The 17,550-nt window shown below is 72.7% G+C and carries 17 protein-coding genes; 1 reads left to right on the forward strand and 16 read right to left on the reverse strand.

The genetic code is table 11. The features are described 5' to 3' along the window. Positions 1 to 31: 31 nt before the first annotated feature. Together AB0H64_RS22695 and AB0H64_RS22700 are read right to left on the reverse strand one after the other, a co-directional pair. Positions 32 to 331, reverse strand: a complete 300-nt coding sequence (locus AB0H64_RS22695; protein WP_357627627.1) for a putative quinol monooxygenase — start codon at positions 329 to 331, stop codon at positions 32 to 34. A 19-nt stretch (positions 332 to 350) separates the two neighbouring features. Next, positions 351 to 1,406, reverse strand: coding sequence for an aldo/keto reductase (locus tag AB0H64_RS22700; protein ID WP_357627630.1), 1,056 nt, complete (start codon positions 1,404 to 1,406; stop codon positions 351 to 353). A 148-nt stretch (positions 1,407 to 1,554) separates the two neighbouring features. Between AB0H64_RS22700 and AB0H64_RS22705 the strand changes: the two genes are divergently transcribed. Beyond that, a complete protein-coding gene (locus AB0H64_RS22705; protein ID WP_357627633.1) occupies positions 1,555 to 2,415 on the forward strand; it encodes a helix-turn-helix transcriptional regulator in 861 nt (286 codons plus the stop codon). 134 nt (positions 2,416 to 2,549) lie between these two features. Here AB0H64_RS22705 and metK read toward each other — a convergent pair whose 3' ends face one another. The 14 genes from metK to pyrR all read right to left on the reverse strand — a co-directional run bounded on the left by metK (position 2,550) and on the right by pyrR (position 17,550). Further along, complete coding sequence (gene metK, locus AB0H64_RS22710; RefSeq protein ID WP_357627635.1) at positions 2,550 to 3,737, reverse strand: methionine adenosyltransferase; 1,188 nt, start codon at positions 3,735 to 3,737, stop codon at positions 2,550 to 2,552. A gap of 141 nt (positions 3,738 to 3,878) precedes the next feature. After that, complete coding sequence (locus tag AB0H64_RS22715; protein ID WP_310714365.1) at positions 3,879 to 4,208, reverse strand: hypothetical protein; 330 nt, start codon at positions 4,206 to 4,208, stop codon at positions 3,879 to 3,881. Positions 4,209 to 4,343: 135 nt separating this feature from the next. Beyond that, on the reverse strand, positions 4,344 to 5,666 hold the full coding sequence (gene coaBC / locus AB0H64_RS22720; protein WP_357627638.1) for a bifunctional phosphopantothenoylcysteine decarboxylase/phosphopantothenate--cysteine ligase CoaBC: 1,323 nt from the start codon (positions 5,664 to 5,666) through the stop codon (positions 4,344 to 4,346). Positions 5,667 to 5,674: 8 nt separating this feature from the next. Continuing rightward, positions 5,675 to 5,944, reverse strand: a complete 270-nt coding sequence (rpoZ, locus tag AB0H64_RS22725; protein WP_310714360.1) for a DNA-directed RNA polymerase subunit omega — start codon at positions 5,942 to 5,944, stop codon at positions 5,675 to 5,677. A gap of 5 nt (positions 5,945 to 5,949) precedes the next feature. Beyond that, a complete protein-coding gene (gene gmk, locus AB0H64_RS22730) occupies positions 5,950 to 6,522 on the reverse strand; it encodes a guanylate kinase (protein WP_357627937.1) in 573 nt (190 codons plus the stop codon). A gap of 137 nt (positions 6,523 to 6,659) precedes the next feature. After that, positions 6,660 to 6,983 (reverse strand): integration host factor, actinobacterial type, encoded by a 324-nt coding sequence (mihF, locus tag AB0H64_RS22735; protein WP_020541698.1) that lies wholly within the window; start codon positions 6,981 to 6,983, stop codon positions 6,660 to 6,662. 818 nt (positions 6,984 to 7,801) lie between these two features. Continuing rightward, entirely contained in the window at positions 7,802 to 8,500 is a 699-nt protein-coding gene (pyrF, locus tag AB0H64_RS22740; protein ID WP_357627641.1) for an orotidine-5'-phosphate decarboxylase, read from the reverse strand. Beyond that, positions 8,497 to 9,474 (reverse strand): dihydroorotate dehydrogenase, encoded by a 978-nt coding sequence (locus tag AB0H64_RS22745; RefSeq protein WP_357627644.1) that lies wholly within the window; start codon positions 9,472 to 9,474, stop codon positions 8,497 to 8,499. The genes pyrF and AB0H64_RS22745 overlap by 4 nt, the downstream gene beginning before the upstream one ends. Positions 9,475 to 9,508: 34 nt before the next feature. Then, on the reverse strand, positions 9,509 to 10,360 hold the full coding sequence (locus tag AB0H64_RS22750; RefSeq protein ID WP_357627647.1) for a dihydroorotate dehydrogenase electron transfer subunit: 852 nt from the start codon (positions 10,358 to 10,360) through the stop codon (positions 9,509 to 9,511). A gap of 52 nt (positions 10,361 to 10,412) precedes the next feature. Continuing rightward, entirely contained in the window at positions 10,413 to 13,706 is a 3,294-nt protein-coding gene (gene carB / locus AB0H64_RS22755) for a carbamoyl-phosphate synthase large subunit (RefSeq protein ID WP_357627650.1), read from the reverse strand. Next, the gene (gene carA, locus AB0H64_RS22760; RefSeq protein WP_357627652.1) at positions 13,693 to 14,799 is read right to left on the reverse strand and encodes a glutamine-hydrolyzing carbamoyl-phosphate synthase small subunit; all 1,107 of its coding nucleotides are present in this window, start codon (positions 14,797 to 14,799) and stop codon (positions 13,693 to 13,695) included. Before carA ends, carB begins: the two co-directional genes overlap by 14 nt. After that, a complete protein-coding gene (locus AB0H64_RS22765; RefSeq protein WP_357627654.1) occupies positions 14,796 to 16,091 on the reverse strand; it encodes a dihydroorotase in 1,296 nt (431 codons plus the stop codon). The genes carA and AB0H64_RS22765 overlap by 4 nt, the downstream gene beginning before the upstream one ends. After that, positions 16,088 to 17,008 carry an aspartate carbamoyltransferase catalytic subunit gene (locus tag AB0H64_RS22770; protein ID WP_310714342.1) on the reverse strand — a complete coding sequence of 307 codons (921 nt, stop codon included), beginning with the start codon at positions 17,006 to 17,008 and terminating at the stop codon, positions 16,088 to 16,090. Before AB0H64_RS22770 ends, AB0H64_RS22765 begins: the two co-directional genes overlap by 4 nt. Further along, positions 17,005 to 17,550 carry a bifunctional pyr operon transcriptional regulator/uracil phosphoribosyltransferase PyrR gene (gene pyrR / locus AB0H64_RS22775; RefSeq protein WP_310714340.1) on the reverse strand — a complete coding sequence of 182 codons (546 nt, stop codon included), beginning with the start codon at positions 17,548 to 17,550 and terminating at the stop codon, positions 17,005 to 17,007. The genes AB0H64_RS22770 and pyrR overlap by 4 nt, the downstream gene beginning before the upstream one ends.

Below are 17,550 nucleotides of genomic sequence, written 5' to 3' on the forward strand. Positions count from 1 at the left end.
CCGGCGCCCCCGCCCATGGTGTGAGGCCGCCTCAGGACCCGCTTCGGGCGGGCACGAGCCTGCGCGCCGTGACCGGGCGGGCGAGGACGAGGTCCAGCACGTCGCACGCGTGCCGGTACGGGGCGCCGTCCCGGTGCCGGGCGAGCGCCCCCTCGTCCTCCCACTCCTCCACGACGACCATCCGGGCGGGCCGGTTCGGGTCCGCGTACGGCTGGTAGGCCAGGCAGCCCGGCGCTTCCAGGGACGGCTCGATCAGCGCCTCCAGGGCGGTGCGGAGCCGGTCCTCCCACCCGGGGGCGGCCAGGCACTCGGTGACGAGGACGAACCCCATGCCGCCCGCCCGTGGACCGTCACGGGCGGGCCGGGCCGGAGCCCGCGCCCGTGGCCGTGATCGCGGCGGCGATCTCGTCGAGGTCCGCCGGGGTGAGCGTCACGGAGGCGGCGCCCACCCAGCCGTCCACCTGGTCCGCCCGGCGGGCGCCCACGATGGCCCCGGTGATGCCGGGCCACGCCAGCGTCCAGGCGATCGCGACCTCGGCCACGGTCGCGGAGTGCCGCTCGGCGACGGGCCGCAGCGCGGCGGCCAGGCGCAGGTTGGCCTCCAGGCCGGTGGTGAAGTCGTGGTGGGCCGAGCGCCAGTCGTCGGCGGGCAGCGCGGCGGCCCGCTCGGCGGTGAAGGCGCCGGTCAGCAGCCCCGACTGGAGCGGCGAGTAGACGATCACGCCGGTGCCGTGGGCGTGCGCCCAGGCGATCTCGGCCGCCGCCGAGCGGTTGATCGCCGAGAACGGCGGCTGGATCACGTCGACGTGGGCGATCCGCTCGGCCGCCTCCAACTGCTCCGGCGAGTGGTTGGACAGACCGATGGCCCGCACCTTGCCCTCGGCCTTCAGGTCGGCCATGACCTGCCAGTACTCCTCCAGCGGAGTGGCGTTGGGCGACACGGCGCCGTTGCCGTCACCGGCGTACTCCAGGGACTCGCCGGTGTCCGGCCAGTGCACCTGGTACAGGTCGATGCGCTCGACGCCGAGGCGCCGCAGCGAGTCCTCGACCTCGCGCCGCACGCTGTCGGGGCGCATGATCCGCCGCGGCGCGGCCTGCGGCTCGTCCGGGTCCCAGACGAGCCCGGCCTTGGTGAAGAGGTACGGCCGCTCCGACTCGGGCAGGTCCGCGACGGCCTTGCCGACGAGCTCCTCGGAGTGGCCGAGGCCGTACACGGCGGCGGTGTCGATCCAGTTGACGCCGGAGGAGAGGGCGTGGCGGATCGCGGCGACGGACTGGGCGTCGTCGGTGGCGCCCCAGCCGAAGCGCCAGCCGGAGCCGGCGACGGCCCAGGAGCCGAAGCCGACCCGGCTGATGTCCATGCCGGTGCGGCCGAGCGGGCTGGCAGGCAGGTGGGTGGTGGTCATCAGAGTGCTCTCCCGTGTGGTGAGGTCGCCGGGTGTCTCCCGGCGGTCATCACTCTGGCCGCCCGCCGCGGCCGTACCCAGTGCCGTCGCGTGCCTGGGCACGGCGTGACCAGGCAACGGGGTCGGGCGGTCCGGGATACTGATACGCATGGCACTGGACAGACGCGCCGAGCTGGGCGAGTTCCTCCGGTCCCGGCGGGCCCGGCTGCGGCCCGAGGAGCTGGGGCTGCCCGACTACGGGGGCCGGCGACGGGTCCCCGGGCTGCGCAGGGAGGAGCTGGCCCTGCTGGCCGGGGTGAGCGTGGACCACTACGTGCGCCTGGAGCAGGGCCGCACCCTGCACTTCTCCGAGGAGGTGCTCGACGCGGTCGCCCGCGCCCTGCGGCTGGACGACGTGGAGCGCGAGCACCTCCACCGGCTGGCGCGGCCCTGGTCCGGGAGCGAGCGCGGGGAGCCGGCGCAGCCGCAGCGGGTCCGGCCGGGCCTGCGCCGCCTGCTGGACCTGGCCGACGGCGTGCCCGCGTACATCGTGGGCCGCGACACGAACGTCCTGGCCTGGAACCGGCTCGCCGCGGCGCTGATCACCGACTTCGGCGCGCTGCCGCCGGAGCAGCGCAACCTGGCGCGGCTGGTGTTCCTCGACGAGGGGATGCGCGGCCTGTACGAGGACTGGCCGGGCAAGGCCGGTGACGTGGTCGCCTACCTGCGTCTCGACGCGGCCCGTCACCCGGACGACCCGCGGACCGCGGCGCTGCTGGACGAGCTGGCGGCGGCCAGCCCGGAGTTCCGGCGGGCGTGGGAGGAGCACCGGGTGAAGGACAAGACCCACGGGCGGTACGTCTACCTGCATCCCGTGGTGGGCCGGCTGGACCTCGGGTTCGAGACCATGCGGTTCCCGGACGACCCGGACCAGGCGCTGATCGCGCACACCGTGGAGGAGGGGTCGCCGTCGGAGACCGCCCTCCGGCTGCTGGCGGCCTGGGCCCAGAAGACCGTCCCCACCCGCTGACGCGCGGACCCCGCCTCACATCCGGCCGCCCGCGGACCCGCCTCACGTCATGCCGTCCCCGGACGCGCGGATGCCGCGTCTCGCCGGAGCGGGACGCGGCATCGGAGGCCCAGGGCCGGTGACTTCCCGAAAGGTCAGAGACCCGCGGCGGTGCGCAGGCTCTCGGCGCGGTCGGTGGACTCCCAGGAGAAGCCCTCTCGGCCGAAGTGGCCGTAGGCGGCCGTCTCGGAGTAGATCGGGCGCAGCAGGTCGAGGTCACGGATGATCGCGGCCGGGCGCAGGTCGAACACCTGGAGGACGGCCTCCTGGATCTTCTCCACCGGCACCTTCTCGGTGCCGAAGCACTCGACGAACAGGCCGACCGGCTGGGCCTTGCCGATGGCGTAGGCGACCTGGACCTCGCAGCGGTCGGCCAGGCCGGCGGCCACGACGTTCTTGGCGACCCAGCGCATCGCGTAGGCGGCGGAGCGGTCGACCTTGGACGGGTCCTTGCCGGAGAAGGCGCCGCCACCGTGGCGGGCCATGCCGCCGTAGGTGTCGATGATGATCTTGCGGCCGGTGAGGCCGGCGTCACCCATCGGGCCGCCGATCTCGAAGCGGCCGGTCGGGTTGACGAGCAGGCGGTAGCCCTCGATGTCGATGTCGAGGCCCTCGAGCACGGGGTCGACCACGTGCTCCTTGATGTCGGGCGTCAGCATTTCCTTGAGGTCGATCTCGGCCGCGTGCTGCGTGGAGACCACGACGGTGTCGAGACGGACCGGCCGGTCGCCGTCGTACTCGATCGTGACCTGGGTCTTGCCGTCGGGACGCAGGTAGGGCACGGTGCCGGACTTGCGCACGTCGGCCAGGCGCTTGGCGAGCCGGTGGGCCAGCGTGATCGGCAGCGGCATCAGCTCGGGGGTCTCGCGGCAGGCGTAGCCGAACATGAGGCCCTGGTCGCCGGCGCCCTGGCGGTCGAGCTCGTCGGCGTCGCCGCTGACGCGGTGCTCGTAGGCGTCGTCGACGCCCTGGGCGATGTCGGGCGACTGCGCGCCGATGGACACCGAGACGCCGCACGAGGCGCCGTCGAAGCCCTTGTGAGAGGCGTCGTAGCCGATCTCCAGGATCTTCTCCCGGATGACGCCGGGGATGTCGACGTAGGTCTCGGTCGTCACCTCGCCCGCGACGTGGACCTGGCCGGTGGTGATCAACGTCTCGACGGCGACCCGGCTCTTGGGGTCGTCCTTGAGCATGGTGTCGAGAATCGCGTCACTGATCTGGTCAGCGATCTTGTCCGGGTGGCCCTCGGTGACCGACTCCGAGGTGAACAGGCGGCGTGACAACTCAGTGGCTCCTCATGCAGCGGCTGCTGACGGATGTGCGGCTCCGGCTGCTGAACGGGCCAGGGCCTCGCCGAAGTCTAGCCCTACCGGCCGTCCGGTCGCGAAACCGCCACGCGAACAGGGACTTCACAAAAAGGGACTTTACAGATCGGGCAAGGGGTCAGGGGGCAACGTCTCGGGCGCGAACACCTCGGCGTCGGCCGCGGCGACGACGGCCGCGTACTCCTCGTCGAACTCGAAGGCCATGGATCCGAGCTCGATCACCGGCCCGGGAGCCTGCATGATCGGCCCGAGCCGGGTGTGACGGGGGAAGGCGGCGTAGACGGACACGGGCCGGTCGGTCCTGAGCATGCGGGTGGCCAGGACCGAGATGGCCCTGTCGGTGACGACGATCAGGAAGTTGGCGGCTCCGGGCGGGCCGATGGACAGCGCGGGGAAGACGTAGAGGATCTGCTCCTGGTCTCCCAGCAACGTCCTGCAACGATCTCTGACAGCGGAGCTCACCGGCATCGAGTCCCCCTTCGTGCCAAGTATCCGCAGCACCGGGGGGTGTAGCAACAGCCGATCCGGTAATCCGCCGGTCCGGAAGAGGGCGCCCGGACGGGGTCAGGCGAGGCGGGCGGCGACCAGGTCCCAGACGGCGTCGGCGACGTCCTCCTTGGGTCCGCGCGGCACCTCGACCGGGTCACCCCCGGCGACCAGGACCACGGCCGCGTTGTCGGGGGTGCCGAAGGCGAGGCCCGGGCCGACCTGGTTGACCACGAGCAGGTCGCAGCCCTTGCGGGCGAGCTTGGCCTGGCCGTTGGCGAGCACGTCGTGGGTCTCGGCGGCGAACCCGACGATCACCTCCGGATACGGCCGGCGCTCCCCCGGCCCGGCCCCGGCGGTGGCCCCCGTGACGGACCCGGTCGTGGCGTCGCCGACGGACCCGGTCACGGTGCCGGTGACAGCCCCCGTGACGGCGCCGACGGTGGGCCGGGTGGACCCGGTGGCCGAGCGGCGCAGCTCGCCCAGCTCGGCCAGGATGTCGGGGTTCTTGACCAGCGCGATCGGCTCCGGCTCCCCGTCCGTTTTCTTGATCTTGGAGTCGTGGGGGGCGGCGGGCCGGAAGTCGGCGACGGCCGCCGCCATGACGACCACGTCGGCGGCGGAGGCGGCGTCGAGCACGGCGTCGCGCAGCTCGGCCGTGGACTCCACCCGCACCACCGTGGCGCCCGCGGGGTCGGGCAGGGAGACGTTGGCGGCGACCACGGTGACCTCGGCGCCCCGGGCGGCGGCCGTGCGGGCGAGGGCGTAGCCCTGGAGGCCGGAGGAGCGGTTGCCGATGTAGCGGACCGGGTCGATGGCCTCGCGGGTGCCGCCGGCGGAGATCACCACCTTGCGCCCCGCCAGGTCGCGGGGGCGGCCGCGCAGCACGCGCAGGCACATCCGGAAGATCTCGGCCGGGTCGGGCAGGCGGCCGGGGCCGGTGTCGGCGCCGGTGAGCCGGCCCACGGCCGGGTCGATCACGATGGAGCCCCGCTCGCGCAGTGTCGCGACGTTGGCGCGGGTGGCGGGGTGCTGCCACATCTCGGTGTGCATCGCGGGGGCGAACACCACGGGGCACCGGGCGGTCAGCAGGGTGTTGGTGAGCAGGTCGCCGGCCAGCCCGTGGGCGGCCCTGGCGAGCACGTCGGCGGTCGCGGGCGCGACGACGACGAGATCGGCGCCCTTTCCGATGCGGACGTGGGGCACCTCGTGGACGTCGTCCCACACCTCGGCCGAGACCGGGTGGCCGGACAGGGCGGCCCAGGTGGGCTCGCCCACGAACCGCAGCGCCTCGCGGGTCGGCACGACCCGCACCTCATGCCCGGACTCGGTGAAGAGCCTGAGGAGCTCGCACGCCTTGTAGGCCGCGATGCCGCCGCTGACGCCGAGGACGACCTTCATCGAAGGGGTCAGACCGCGCCTTCGATGGGCTCGGCGTTGAGCAGGCCCTCGGAGACCTCGCGCAGCGCGATGGACAGGGGCTTCTCCTGGGCGTGCGTCTCGACCAGCGGGCCGACGTACTCGAGCAGGCCCTCGCCGAGCTGCGAGTAGTAGGCGTTGATCTGGCGGGCGCGCTTGGCACCCATGATCACCAGGGAGTACTTGCTGTCGACGATGTCGAGCAGCGCGTCGATCGGCGGGTTGGTGATGCCCTCGGCGACCGGAGCCGTGCCTGCCACGATTGTCAGACCTCTCGGTTGGTGGTTGTCGTGACCCCCAGAGGGTCGGTCATCAAATCTATCAGCCGATGGCACACGTCTTGGACATCCGTGTTCACCAGGGTGAGGTCGAACTCCTTCTCGGCCGCCATCTCGACCCGGCCGGCCTCCAGGCGGCGGGCGATGACGTCCTCGGGCTCGGTGCCGCGGCCGCGCAGCCGCTTCTCGAGCTCCTCCCAGCTGGGCGGGGCGAGGAACACCAGCAGCGCGTCCGGCATGCTCCGCCGTACCTGCCTGGCGCCCTCCAGGTCGATCTCCAGCAGCGTGGGGACGCCCGCGGCGAGCCTCTCCAGCACGGCCGCGCGCGGCGTGCCGTAGCGGTTGCCCGCGAACTCCGCCCACTCCAGCAGCTCGCCGGTCTCGACGAGCCGGTCGAACTCGGGACCGTCGACGAAGAAGTAGTGGACCCCGTGCACCTCGCCGGGCCGGGGCCTGCGGGTGGTCACCGAGACCGACAGCCACACCTCGGGGTGTGCCCGCCGGATCTCGGCGACGACCGTGGACTTGCCGACGCCCGACGGCCCTGACAGGACCGTCAGACGTCTGTCACCGGAGGGGAGGAAGTCGACCTTCGTCCCGGCGCGGACCGCCTCGTGGGCCCTTGCATCGCCGGACCAGGACCTCTCGGTCACCTTCCTACCCCCCGTCGAACCTGCGCTTTCGTGTGGAACAGAGACTAGCTCTCGTTGCCACCGAACTCGCGCTCGAGGGAAGCCCTCTGGTTCGCGCCGAGACCCCGCACGCGGCGGGACTCGGCGATGGCGAGCCGCTCCATGAGCTGCTTGGCGCGGACCTTGCCCACGCCGGGGAGCGATTCCAACAGAGCCGAGACCTTCATCTTGCCGATGACGTCGTCGGTCTGCCCATCCTTGAGCACCTCAGCCAGAGAAACCGCGCCGTGCTTGAGCCGGTTCTTGACCTCGGCACGCTCTTTACGGGCCTTGGCAGCCTTCTCCAGGGCTGCGGCGCGCTGCTCAGGGGTCAGGGGAGGAAGAGCCACGCCGGGTCACCTCGAATTTCTTGTCGACGTACTCGGACGGCAAGGGAAACTAGCTGGTCATCAGCCCCTTAGCAACGCCAAGGCCAGTTTCTCCCCCGACAAAGTCAACTTCGTCACTTTGCGTGCCTGTGGCACTACGGTGCGCTGACGAAATCGTCTTCACTTCCCGCTTCTTCCGACGCTTGGGAGGTCTGGCACCAAAGGGGACGATGATCACATTCTTGGCGATCCCGGTGTCCGAAACCCCACGTCGAACGGCGTCCCAAACCTGTCGGAGTCGCGATGCCGTGAGGCTTGTGCCATGATTTGATCTTGTTCGTGGGGACGCTCCCCGGCCCAGGGGACGACGGCTCCGCGCGGCCCTGTCACGCCTCCGTGCGTGACCCGGGTCCACGCGGGTGCGCGACGTCCGGCAGGCCGCATCTCGCGGCGCGGCCTGCCGCCGGCGGGGCGGCGACCGTCGGGGCTCGCGGTCGGCGCCGCGAACGCTTCCGGGGGACGCACTCGGTACGACTCCCGGCGCCCTCGGGGACGGCACGCGGGGCTCGTGCGGCGAGGCCCTGCCCTGGCGCGGCGTACGCCCTGGTACGGCTCCGATGCCCTCGGGCGCGGGGCACGGGACACCCGCGGCTTGCGCGGCGTACGGCCTGGCGGGCTCGTGGCCGGGGCCGCAGTGACCCAGGCGGGCTGCGGGGACATTGATCCCCAGCACGCCACAGACGGCCCTGGAGGGCCCGCCGGGCGACGCGGAGACCACGCAGGCCCAGCAAGGGTCGCCGGCGGTACGGACCGCCCTCCGGGGGCGCGGGGGCGTGCGGTCAGGAGGGGGTGGTGCGGCGGAGGGCGGCGGCGATGGAGGCGGCGGCGGCGCCCGGGTCCGGGGCGGCCGTGATGGGGCGGCCGATCACCAGCAGGTCCGCGCCGTCCGCCAGCGCCTGCTCCGGCGTGGCGACCCGGGCCTGGTCCTGGACGTCGGCCCCCGCGGGCCGCACCCCCGGCGTGATGAGGGTGATGCCCGGCCCCACCTCCGCCCGGACGGCGGCGACCTCGTTGGGGCTGCACACGAGGGCCGTGGCGCCCGCCTCGACCGACATGGCCGCGAGGCGGCGCACCGCGTCGTCCGCCGGGCCCTCCAGGCCGATGCGGGCCAGGTCGGCCTCGCTGAGCGAGGTGAGAACGGTCACGGAGGCGATCTGCGTGTGCGGGGCGGCCTCCACGGCCGCCTGGATCATCCTGGGGCCGCCCGTGGCGTGGACGGTCAGGATGGCCGGGCGCAGGCGGGAGACGGCCTTGGCGGCCCCGGCGACCGTGTTGGGGATGTCGTGCAGCTTCAGGTCGAGGAAGACGCGGACGCCGCTCGCTCCGCGCACGGAGGCGATGACGTCCGGCCCGTAGCGCAGGTACAGCTCCAGGCCCACCTTGACGGTGCTGACGTGCGGGGTCACCAGCCCGGCCCAGCGGGCGGCGGTCTCCAGGTCAGGGGCGTCGAGGGCGACGGCGATGGGTGCGGGCGTCACGGGGAGCTCTCCTCAGAGTCGACGAGCAGGTGCCGGGGGGCGCTCCCCGGCGGGCGGTGGGCCAGGCCGACGGCGTCGGCCAGCCGCTGGAAGCCGCGCGCCTGGAGCAGGTCCTCCAGCTCGCGCTCGATGCGCAGGCACGCGTACGGGTCGTGGAACAGCGCCGTGCCCACGCCGACGGCGCACGCGCCCGCCAGGATGAGCTGGAAGGCGTCGTCGCCGCTCATGACGCCGCCGACGCCGATCAGCGGCACCCCGGGCAGCGCGGCGTGGACCTGCCACACGCACCGTACGGCCAGCGGCAGGATGGCGGGGCCCGACAGCCCTCCGGTCACGGCGGCCAGCGACGGCCGCAGCGCCATGGTGTCGATGGCCATGCCGAGCGGATTGTTGATCATGGACAGCGCGTCGGCCCCGGCGTCCACGCAGGCGCGGGCGACGGCCACGATGTCGGCCACGTCCGGGGCCAGCTTGGCCACCACCGGGACGTCGTAGCGCATGATGGAGCGCACCGAGGCGATCACCTCGGCCGCGGCGCCCCCCTCGCGGGCGAAGACCCGGCCGCGGTCCTCGATGTTGGGGCACGACAGGTTGACCTCGAGCGCGGTGACGCCGGGCGCGTCGGCGAGCCTGCGGGCCAGCTCGGAGTACTCGGCGACGGTGCCGCCGCCGATGGACACGATGGTCCTGATGCCGCGCTGGGCGAGCCAGGGCAGCTCGCGTTCGAGGAAGGCGTCGATGCCGGGTCCCTGGAGGCCGACGGCGTTGAGCATGCCGGAGGCGGTCTCGGCCATGCGCGGCGTGGGGCGGCCGGCGCGCGGCGCCATGGTGATGGAGCGGGTGGTCAGGGCGCCCAGCCGGTGCAGGTCGAAGAACTGGGCCAGCTCGCGGCCGGAGGCGGCGCAGCCGGCGGCCGTGGTGACGGGGTTGGCGAGCTCCACGTGCGCGAGGAACGTGCGCATGTCGACGGGCATGTCAGCTCACCCCGGCCCGCGGGTGCACGAGGCGTCAGACGGCATGGCGCGTACCGCCTCCGGGCGCGCCCAGGGCGTCGAACGGGATCGTTCCGACGTCCTCGAACCGCACCCGCTCCCCACGGAACACCGGTCCCTCGGCGCAGGCGCGGACCATGCGGGTCACCCCGTCGTCCCCGATGACCGGCAGCACGCACGTCATGCAGACCCCGATCCCGCAGGCCATCGACTCCTCCACCGCCACCTGCACCGGGATGTCGAACTCCATCGCCACCGCCGTGACCGACCGCAGCGTGTCCATGGGGCCGCAGGCGTAGACGGCGTCGGCCCGGGTGTCGGCGATCACCGACGGCAGCGCGTCGGTGACCCTGCCGCGCAGCCCGAGCGAGCCGTCCTCGGTCGTGAGCGTGGTGGTGGCGGCCATGCGCCGGGCGCGCATGGCGCCGAACACGCGGTCGGCGCTCGCCCCGCCGAGCAGGAAGTCGACCCGGCAGCCGCGCTCCATGAGGGCGTCGGCCACCGGGAACAGCACCGCCGCGCCGTACTCGTCGCCGACGAGCACGCAGTGGACCGGGTCGCGCGGCAGCGGGAACGGCCGGCCGAGCGGCCCGACGAGGTCGAGCGTGTCGCGGGCGCGCCGCTCGGCCAGCCAGGCCGTACCCGGGCCGCGCACGGTGAAGACGAGCTCCACCGTGCCGCCGTAGTCGGGCTTGACGTCGTGGACGGTGAAGGCGCGCCGGGTGATCATGGACGTGCGGAGCCCGCCCACGGCGACGGACACGAAGTGGCCGGGCCGGTGACGCTCGGCGATGCCGGGCGCCACCACCGTCAGCGCATGGTAGGCGTCGACCCGGCGCGTCGTCAGCACCGTGCCCGTCACCTGCACCGGAGTGCCGGCCAGTCTCCTTCACCTCCCGTGGGGGCGCCCCGGGGCCGTGCTAGCCCCGCAGCGCCTGCGCGTGCTCCTGGAGGGACCGTACGCCCACATCGCCCCGCACGATGGCCTGGATGCCCGCGGCGGCCGCCGCGAGTCCCGAGACCGTGGTGATGCACGGGACGCCGCGCAGCACCGCGGCGGTGCGGATGTCGTAGCCGTCGAGGCGCGGGCCGGACTGTCCCGGGCTGCCGAACGGCGTGTTGACGATCAGGTCGACCTCGCCGTCGAGGATGCACTGCACGATCGTCGGCTCACCTCCGGGCCCGGGCCCCTCGCTGTGCTTGCGCACGATCTTGGCATGGACGCCGTTGCGGCGCAGCACCTCGGCCGTGCCCTCGGTGGCGAGGATCTCGAAGCCGAGGTCGGCCAGCGCCCGCACCGGGAAGATCATCGCACGCTTGTCGCGGTTGGCCACGGACACGAACGCGCGTCCCTTGGTGGGCAGCTCGCCGTAGGCGCCGGCCTGGGACTTGGCGTAGGCGACGCCGAAGAACTCGTCGATGCCCATGACCTCGCCGGTGGAGCGCATCTCCGGCCCGAGCACGATGTCGACGCCACGGAAGCGGTTGAAGGGCAGCACCGCCTCCTTGACCGCGATGGACGCCTCCATCGGCAGCGTGCCGCCGTCGCCGGTGGCGGGCAGCATGCCCTCCGCGCGCAGCTCGGCGATCGGGGTGCCGAGCATCACCCGGGCCGCCGCCTTGGCCAGCGGCACCGCGGTCGCCTTGGACACGAACGGCACCGTGCGGCTGGCGCGCGGGTTGGCCTCCAGGACGTACAGGACGCCGGCCGACATCGCGTACTGGACGTTGAGCAGGCCGCGCACGCCGACGCCGCGGGCGATGTCCTCGGTGGCGGAGCGGATGCGCTTGATGTCGTGGCTGCCGAGCGTGATGGGCGGCAGGGCGCACGCCGAGTCGCCGGAGTGGATGCCGGCCTCCTCGATGTGCTCCATGACGCCGCCGAGGTAGAGCTCCTCGCCGTCGTACAGCGCGTCCACGTCGATCTCGATGGCCTCGTCGAGGAACTTGTCGACCAGCACCGGGTGGCCGCCCTCCTGGGCCGCCATGTATCCGCTCAGCGTCTCGTCGTCGTAGACGATGGCCATGCCGGCGCCGCCCAGCACGTACGAGGGCCGCACGAGCACGGGGTAGCCGATCTCGGCGGCCACGGCCAGCGCCCCGGCGACGGTGGTGGCGGTGCCGTGCTTGGGCGCGGGCAGCCCGGCCTCGGCCAGCACGCGGCCGAACGCGCCCCGCTCCTCGGCCAGGTGGATCGACTCGGGCGTGGTGCCGACGACGGGCACGCCCGCGTCCTTGAGCGCCTGGGCCAGGCCGAGCGGCGTCTGCCCGCCGAGCTGCACGATGACGCCCACGACGGGGCCGGTCTGCTGCTCGGCGTGGACGACCTCCAGGACGTCCTCCAGGGTGAGCGGCTCGAAGTAGAGCCGGTCGGAGGTGTCGTAGTCGGTCGAGACGGTCTCGGGGTTGCAGTTGACCATGACGGTCTCGAACCCGGCCCGCGACAGCTCGAACGAGGCGTGCACGCACGCGTAGTCGAACTCGATGCCCTGCCCGATGCGGTTGGGGCCTGAGCCGAGGATGATGACCTTCTCCCGCTCGCCGGTCGGGACCTCGCTCTCCTCGTCGTAGGTCGAGTAGAGGTACGGGGTCTTGGCGGCGAACTCGGCGGCGCACGTGTCGACCGTGTTGTAGACCGGGCGGACGCCGAGGGCGTGGCGCAGGTCGCGCACGCGGGCCTCGCCGACGCCGCGGATCTCGCCGATCTGCGCGTCGCTGAAACCGTGGCGCTTGGCCCGCTCCAGCACGCCGGGGGTCAGCTCGGGAGCCTCGCCGAGCGCGGCGGCCTCCTCGTGCAGCAGGAAGAGCTGGTCGATGAACCACGGGTCGACGTTGGTCGCCGTGTAGAGCTCCTCGGCGGTGGCGCCGGCCCGGATGGCCTGCTGCATGGTGCGCAGCCGGCCGTCGTGCGGGACGCGGCACTCGGCCAGCAGCTCCTCCTTGGGCGCCACCTCGTCGCCGGGCGCCCAGGAGAACGACGAGTGGGACTTCTCCAGCGACCGCAGCGCCTTCTGCAGCGCCTCGGGGAAGGAGCGGCCGATGGCCATGGCCTCGCCCACCGACTTCATGTGGGTGGTCAGGGTCCGGTCGGCGCCGCGGAACTTCTCGAAGGCGAAGCGCGGCACCTTGACCACGATGTAGTCGAGCGTCGGCTCGAAGGACGCCGGGGTCTCGCGGGTGATGTCGTTGGGGATCTCGTCGAGCGTGTAGCCGATGGCCAGCTTGGCGGCGATCTTCGCGATGGGGAAGCCGGTCGCCTTGGAGGCCAGCGCGGACGAGCGCGACACGCGCGGGTTCATCTCGATGACGATCATGCGGCCGGTGCGCGGGTCCACCGCGAACTGGATGTTGCAGCCGCCGGTGTCGACGCCGACCTCGCGGATGACCGCGATGGCCACGTCGCGCATGTTCTGGTACTCGCGGTCGGTCAGGGTCAGCGCGGGCGCGACGGTGACGCTGTCGCCGGTGTGGACGCCCATCGGGTCGATGTTCTCGATGGAGCACACGATGACGACGTTGTCGGCCTTGTCGCGCATGACCTCCAGCTCGTACTCCTTCCAGCCGAGGATCGACTCCTCCAGGAGCACCTCGGTGGTCGGGGACGCGTCGAGGCCCGCGCCGGCGATGCGCCGCAGGTCGCTCTCGTCGTAGGCGAAGCCGGAGCCCACGCCGCCCATGGTGAACGACGGCCGCACCACCAGCGGGTAGCCCAGCTCGCCCACGGCGGCCAGGCACTCGTCCATGGTGTGGCAGATGACCGAGCGGGCCGACTCGGCGTTGAGGCCGTGCTCGCGGGCGACCTTGGCGACGATCTCCTTGAACCGCTCGCGGTTCTCGCCGGCCTGGATGGCGTCGAAGTCGGCGCCGATCAGCTCGACCTCGTAGCGCTCCAGCACGCCCGACTCGTGCAGCGCGACCGCGGTGTTGAGCGCGGTCTGGCCGCCCAGCGTCGGCAGCAGCGCGTCCGGCCGCTCCTTGGCGATGATCTTCTCGACGTACTCGGGGGTGATCGGCTCGACGTACGTGGCGTCGGCGAACTCCGGGTCCGTCATGATCGTCGCCGGGTTGCTGTTGACCAGGATCACCCGGAACCCCTCGGCCCGCAGCACGCGGCAGGCCTGGGTGCCGGAATAGTCGAACTCGCACGCCTGCCCGATGACGATCGGCCCGGAGCCGATCACCAGGACCGACCTGATGTCCTCACGCTTGGGCACGGTTCATGACCTCGCAGAACTCGTCGAAGAGATAGGCGGCGTCGTGGGGGCCGGCCGCGGCCTCCGGGTGGTACTGGACGCTGAAGGCGCGGCCGTCGAGCAGCCGCAGGCCCTCCACGCAGCGGTCGTTGAGATTGACGTGGCTGACCTCGGCCCGGCCGAACAGCGTGTCGAAGGGCCCGTCGAGCGGCGCGTCCACGGCGAACCCGTGGTTGTGCGCGGAGATCTCCACCTTGCCCGTGCGCACGTCCTGGACGGGCTGGTTGACCCCGCGGTGGCCGTAGCGCAGCTTGTACGTGGACAGGCCCAGGGCCCGGCCGAACAGCTGGTTTCCGAAGCAGATGCCGAAGAACGGGGTGCCGCTCGACAGGACCTCGCGCAGCGGCTCGACGTCGGCCGTGGCCGGGTCGCCGGGGCCGTTGGAGAAGAACACGCCGTCAGGATTCAGACCGAGGATCTGCTCGGCCGTGGCGGTGGCGGGCAGCACGTGCACCTCGCAGCCGCGCTCGGCCATGCGGTGCGGGGTCATGCCCTTGATGCCGAGGTCGACGGCAGCGACCGTGTACCGCTTGGCGCCGATGGCCGGAACGACGTACGGCTCGGCGGTGGCCACCTCGGCGGCCAGGTCGGCGCCCTCCATGGCGGGCGCCTGGCGCACGCGCTCGACCAGGGCCTCCACCGGCTCGGCCGGCGCGGTGAAGATGCCGGCGCGCATGGCGCCGCGCTCGCGCAGGTGGCGGGTCAGGGCGCGGGTGCCGGGGATGGCGATGCCGACGACGCCCTGCTCCTTGAGGTAGTCGTCGAGCGAGCGGTTGGCCCGCCAGTTGGAGACGACGCGGGACGGCTCGCGCACGACGTAGCCGGCCACCCAGACGCGGCCCGACTCCGGGTCCTCGTCGTTGACGCCGGTGTTGCCGATGTGCGGGGCCGTCATGGCGACGATCTGCCGATGGTAGGACGGGTCGGTCAGGGTCTCCTGGTAGCCGGTCATGCCGGTGTTGAAGACCATCTCGCCGAACGTCTCGCCCTCGGCGCCGTAGGGGGTCCCGTGGAAGACACGGCCGTCTTCCAGTACGAGCACCGCTTGTGTCACGTCAACTTCCCTTCGAGGACGGTGGGCGTGCCGCGCAGGAACGTCGCCACCACCCGGCCGGGCAGCGTCATGCCCTCGTACGGCGTGTTCCTGCTCTTGGAGGCGTAGGCCGCCGGGTCGACCGGGGTGCGGGCGGACGGGTCGTAGAGGGTGATGTTGGCCGGGGCGCCCGCCTCCAGGGGACAGCCGTGGCCGGGCAGGCGGCCGATCCGCGCCGGGGCGGCCGACATGCGCTCGGCGACGCCGGCCCAGTCGAGCAGCCCGGTGTCGACCATGGCCTCCTGGACCACGCTGAGCACCGTCTCCAGGCCGATCATGCCCATGGCCGCGGCCGACCACTCGGTCTCCTTGTCCTCGACCGGGTGGGGGGCGTGGTCGGTGGCGACGACGTCGATCGTGCCGTCGGCCAGCGCGGCCCGCAGCGCCTCCACGTCGGCGCGGGTGCGCAGCGGCGGGTTGACCTTGTAGATGGGGTTGTAGGCGCCCACCGGGGAGTCCTCGACGAGGTCGTCGGTGAGGAGCAGGTGGTGCGGGGTCACCTCGGCCGTGACGTTCCAGCCCTTGGACTTGGCCCAGCGGATGATCTCCACCGAGCCGGCGGTGGAGACGTGGCACACGTGCAGGCGGGAGCCGACGTGCGCGGCCAGCAGGCAGTCGCGGGCGATGATCGCCTCCTCCGCGACCGCGGGCCAGCCGGTCAGGCCGAGCCGGCCGGAGACGACGCCCTCGTTCATCTGGGCGCCCTCGGTCAGCCGCGGCTCCTGGGCGTGCTGGGCGACGACGCCGTCGAACGCCTTGACGTACTCCAGGGCGCGCCGCATGAGCACGGCGTCGCTGACGCACTTGCCGTCGTCGGAGAAGACCCGGACCTGGGCCGCGGAGTCGGCCATCGCGCCGAGCTCGGCGAGCTGACGGCCCTCCAGGCCCACGGTGACGGCGCCGACCGGCTGCACGTCGCAGCGGCCGTGCTCGCGGCCGAGCCGCCACACCTGCTCGACCACGCCGGCGGTGTCGGCGACGGGCGAGGTGTTGGCCATGGCGTGGACGGCGGTGTAGCCGCCGCGGGCGGCGGCCTGGGTGCCGGTCAGCACCGTCTCGGCGTCCTCCCGGCCGGGCTCGCGCAGGTGGGTGTGCAGGTCGACGAGGCCGGGCAGGGCGATCGCGCCGCCGCCGTCGACGACCTCGTCACCGGCGCCGCCGGTCAGGCCCGGGCCGATCTCGGCGATGAGGCCGTCCTCGACGCGGATGTCCACGGGCTCTCCGCCGAGAACCCGCACATTTCGGATGATCATGCTACGGTCTCTCCCCCGAGCAGCAGGTACAGGACGGCCATGCGGATGGTCACACCGTTGGCGACCTGCTCGACGATGGTCGAGCGCGGGGAGTCGGCCACCTCGGCGGCGATCTCCATGCCCCGGTTCATCGGGCCGGGGTGCATCACGATGGCGTCGTCGGGCATCTTGGCGAACCGGTCGCGGTCGAGGCCGTAGCGGCGGGAGTACTCGCGCTCGCTCGGGAAGTAGGCGGCGTTCATCCGCTCCTTCTGCACGCGCAGCATCATCACCGCGTCGGACTTCGGCAGCACCGCGTCGAGGTCGTACGAGACCTCGCACGGCCAGGTGCCGACCGAGACCGGCAGCAGCGTGGGCGGCGCGACCAGCGTGACGTCGGCGCCGAGCGTGGCCAGCAGCAGCACGTTGGAGCGGGCGACCCGGCTGTGCAGGACGTCGCCGACGATCGTGATGCGGCGCCCGTCGAGGCCGCCCAGGCGGCGGCGCATCGAGAACGCGTCGAGCAGCGCCTGCGTGGGGTGCTCGTGGGTGCCGTCGCCGGCGTTGACGACACTGCCGCGCACCCAGGTGGCCAGGCGGTGCGGCGCGCCCGAGGAGCCGTGCCGGATGACGACCGCGTCGGCGCCCATGGCCTCCAGGGTGAGCGCGGTGTCCTTGAGCGACTCGCCCTTGGAGACGCTGGACCCCTTGGCCGAGAAGTTGATCACGTCGGCCGACAGGCGCTTGGCCGCGGCCTCGAACGAGATGCGCGTACGGGTGGAGTCCTCGAAGAACAGGTTGACCACCGTGCGCCCGCGCAGCGTGGGCAGCTTCTTGATGGAACGTTCCGAGACCCTCGCCAGCTCCTCGGCGGTGTCGAGGATGAGCAGCGCGTCGTCCTTGGTGAGGTCGCCGGCGGAGATGAGGTGGCGGTTCACTTGGCGTCCTCCTTGATGAGCAGCACGGCCTCGCGCCCGTCGATCTCCTCCAGGTAGACCTTGACCTTCTCGCTCTTCGCGGTCGGCAGGTTCTTGCCGACGTAGTCGGCGCGGATCGGCAGCTCCCGGTGTCCCCGGTCGACCAGCGTGGCGAGCTGCACCGAGGTCGGCCGGCCGAGGTCGTTGAGCGCGTCGAGGGCGGCGCGCACGGTGCGGCCGGAGTAGAGGACGTCGTCGACCAGCACGACGGTCTTGCCGTCGACGCCGTCAGGGGGCAGCTCGGTGTGGCCGAGCGGGCGGGCGGGCTTGAGCCGCAGGTCGTCGCGGTACATCGTGATGTCGATCGAGCCGACGGGGATCTTGACCCCTTCGAACTGCTCGATGCGGTCGCCGAGCCGGCGGGCCAGGGTGGCGCCGCGGGTCGGGATGCCGAGGAGGACGACCTCGCCGGCGCCCTTGGTGCGCTCGAGGATCTCGTGCGCGATGCGGGTCAGCGCCCGATGGATGTCCGGGCCCTCGAGGACGGCCCTGGATTCGGACAT

This window comes from Nonomuraea sp. NPDC050733 (genome assembly GCF_040654215.1).
In the GTDB taxonomy this organism is placed as follows: Bacteria; Actinomycetota; Actinomycetes; order Streptosporangiales; family Streptosporangiaceae; genus Nonomuraea.

Bases quoted from the DNA above. Each gene is read 5' to 3' on its own strand.
- AB0H64_RS22765 (WP_357627654.1), bottom strand. From the start codon at position 16,091: ATGATCATCCGAAATGTGCGGGTTCTCGGCGGAGAGCCCGTGGACATC.
- AB0H64_RS22745 (WP_357627644.1), bottom strand. From the start codon at position 9,474: ATGCCCGTCGACATGCGCACGTTCCTCGCGCACGTGGAGCTCGCCAAC.
- pyrR (WP_310714340.1), bottom strand. From the start codon at position 17,550: ATGTCCGAATCCAGGGCCGTCCTCGAGGGCCCGGACATCCATCGGGCG.
- coaBC (WP_357627638.1), bottom strand. From the start codon at position 5,666: ATGAAGGTCGTCCTCGGCGTCAGCGGCGGCATCGCGGCCTACAAGGCG.
- AB0H64_RS22700 (WP_357627630.1), bottom strand. From the start codon at position 1,406: ATGACCACCACCCACCTGCCTGCCAGCCCGCTCGGCCGCACCGGCATG.
- AB0H64_RS22705 (WP_357627633.1), top strand. From the start codon at position 1,555: ATGGCACTGGACAGACGCGCCGAGCTGGGCGAGTTCCTCCGGTCCCGG.
- AB0H64_RS22695 (WP_357627627.1), bottom strand. From the start codon at position 331: ATGGGGTTCGTCCTCGTCACCGAGTGCCTGGCCGCCCCCGGGTGGGAG.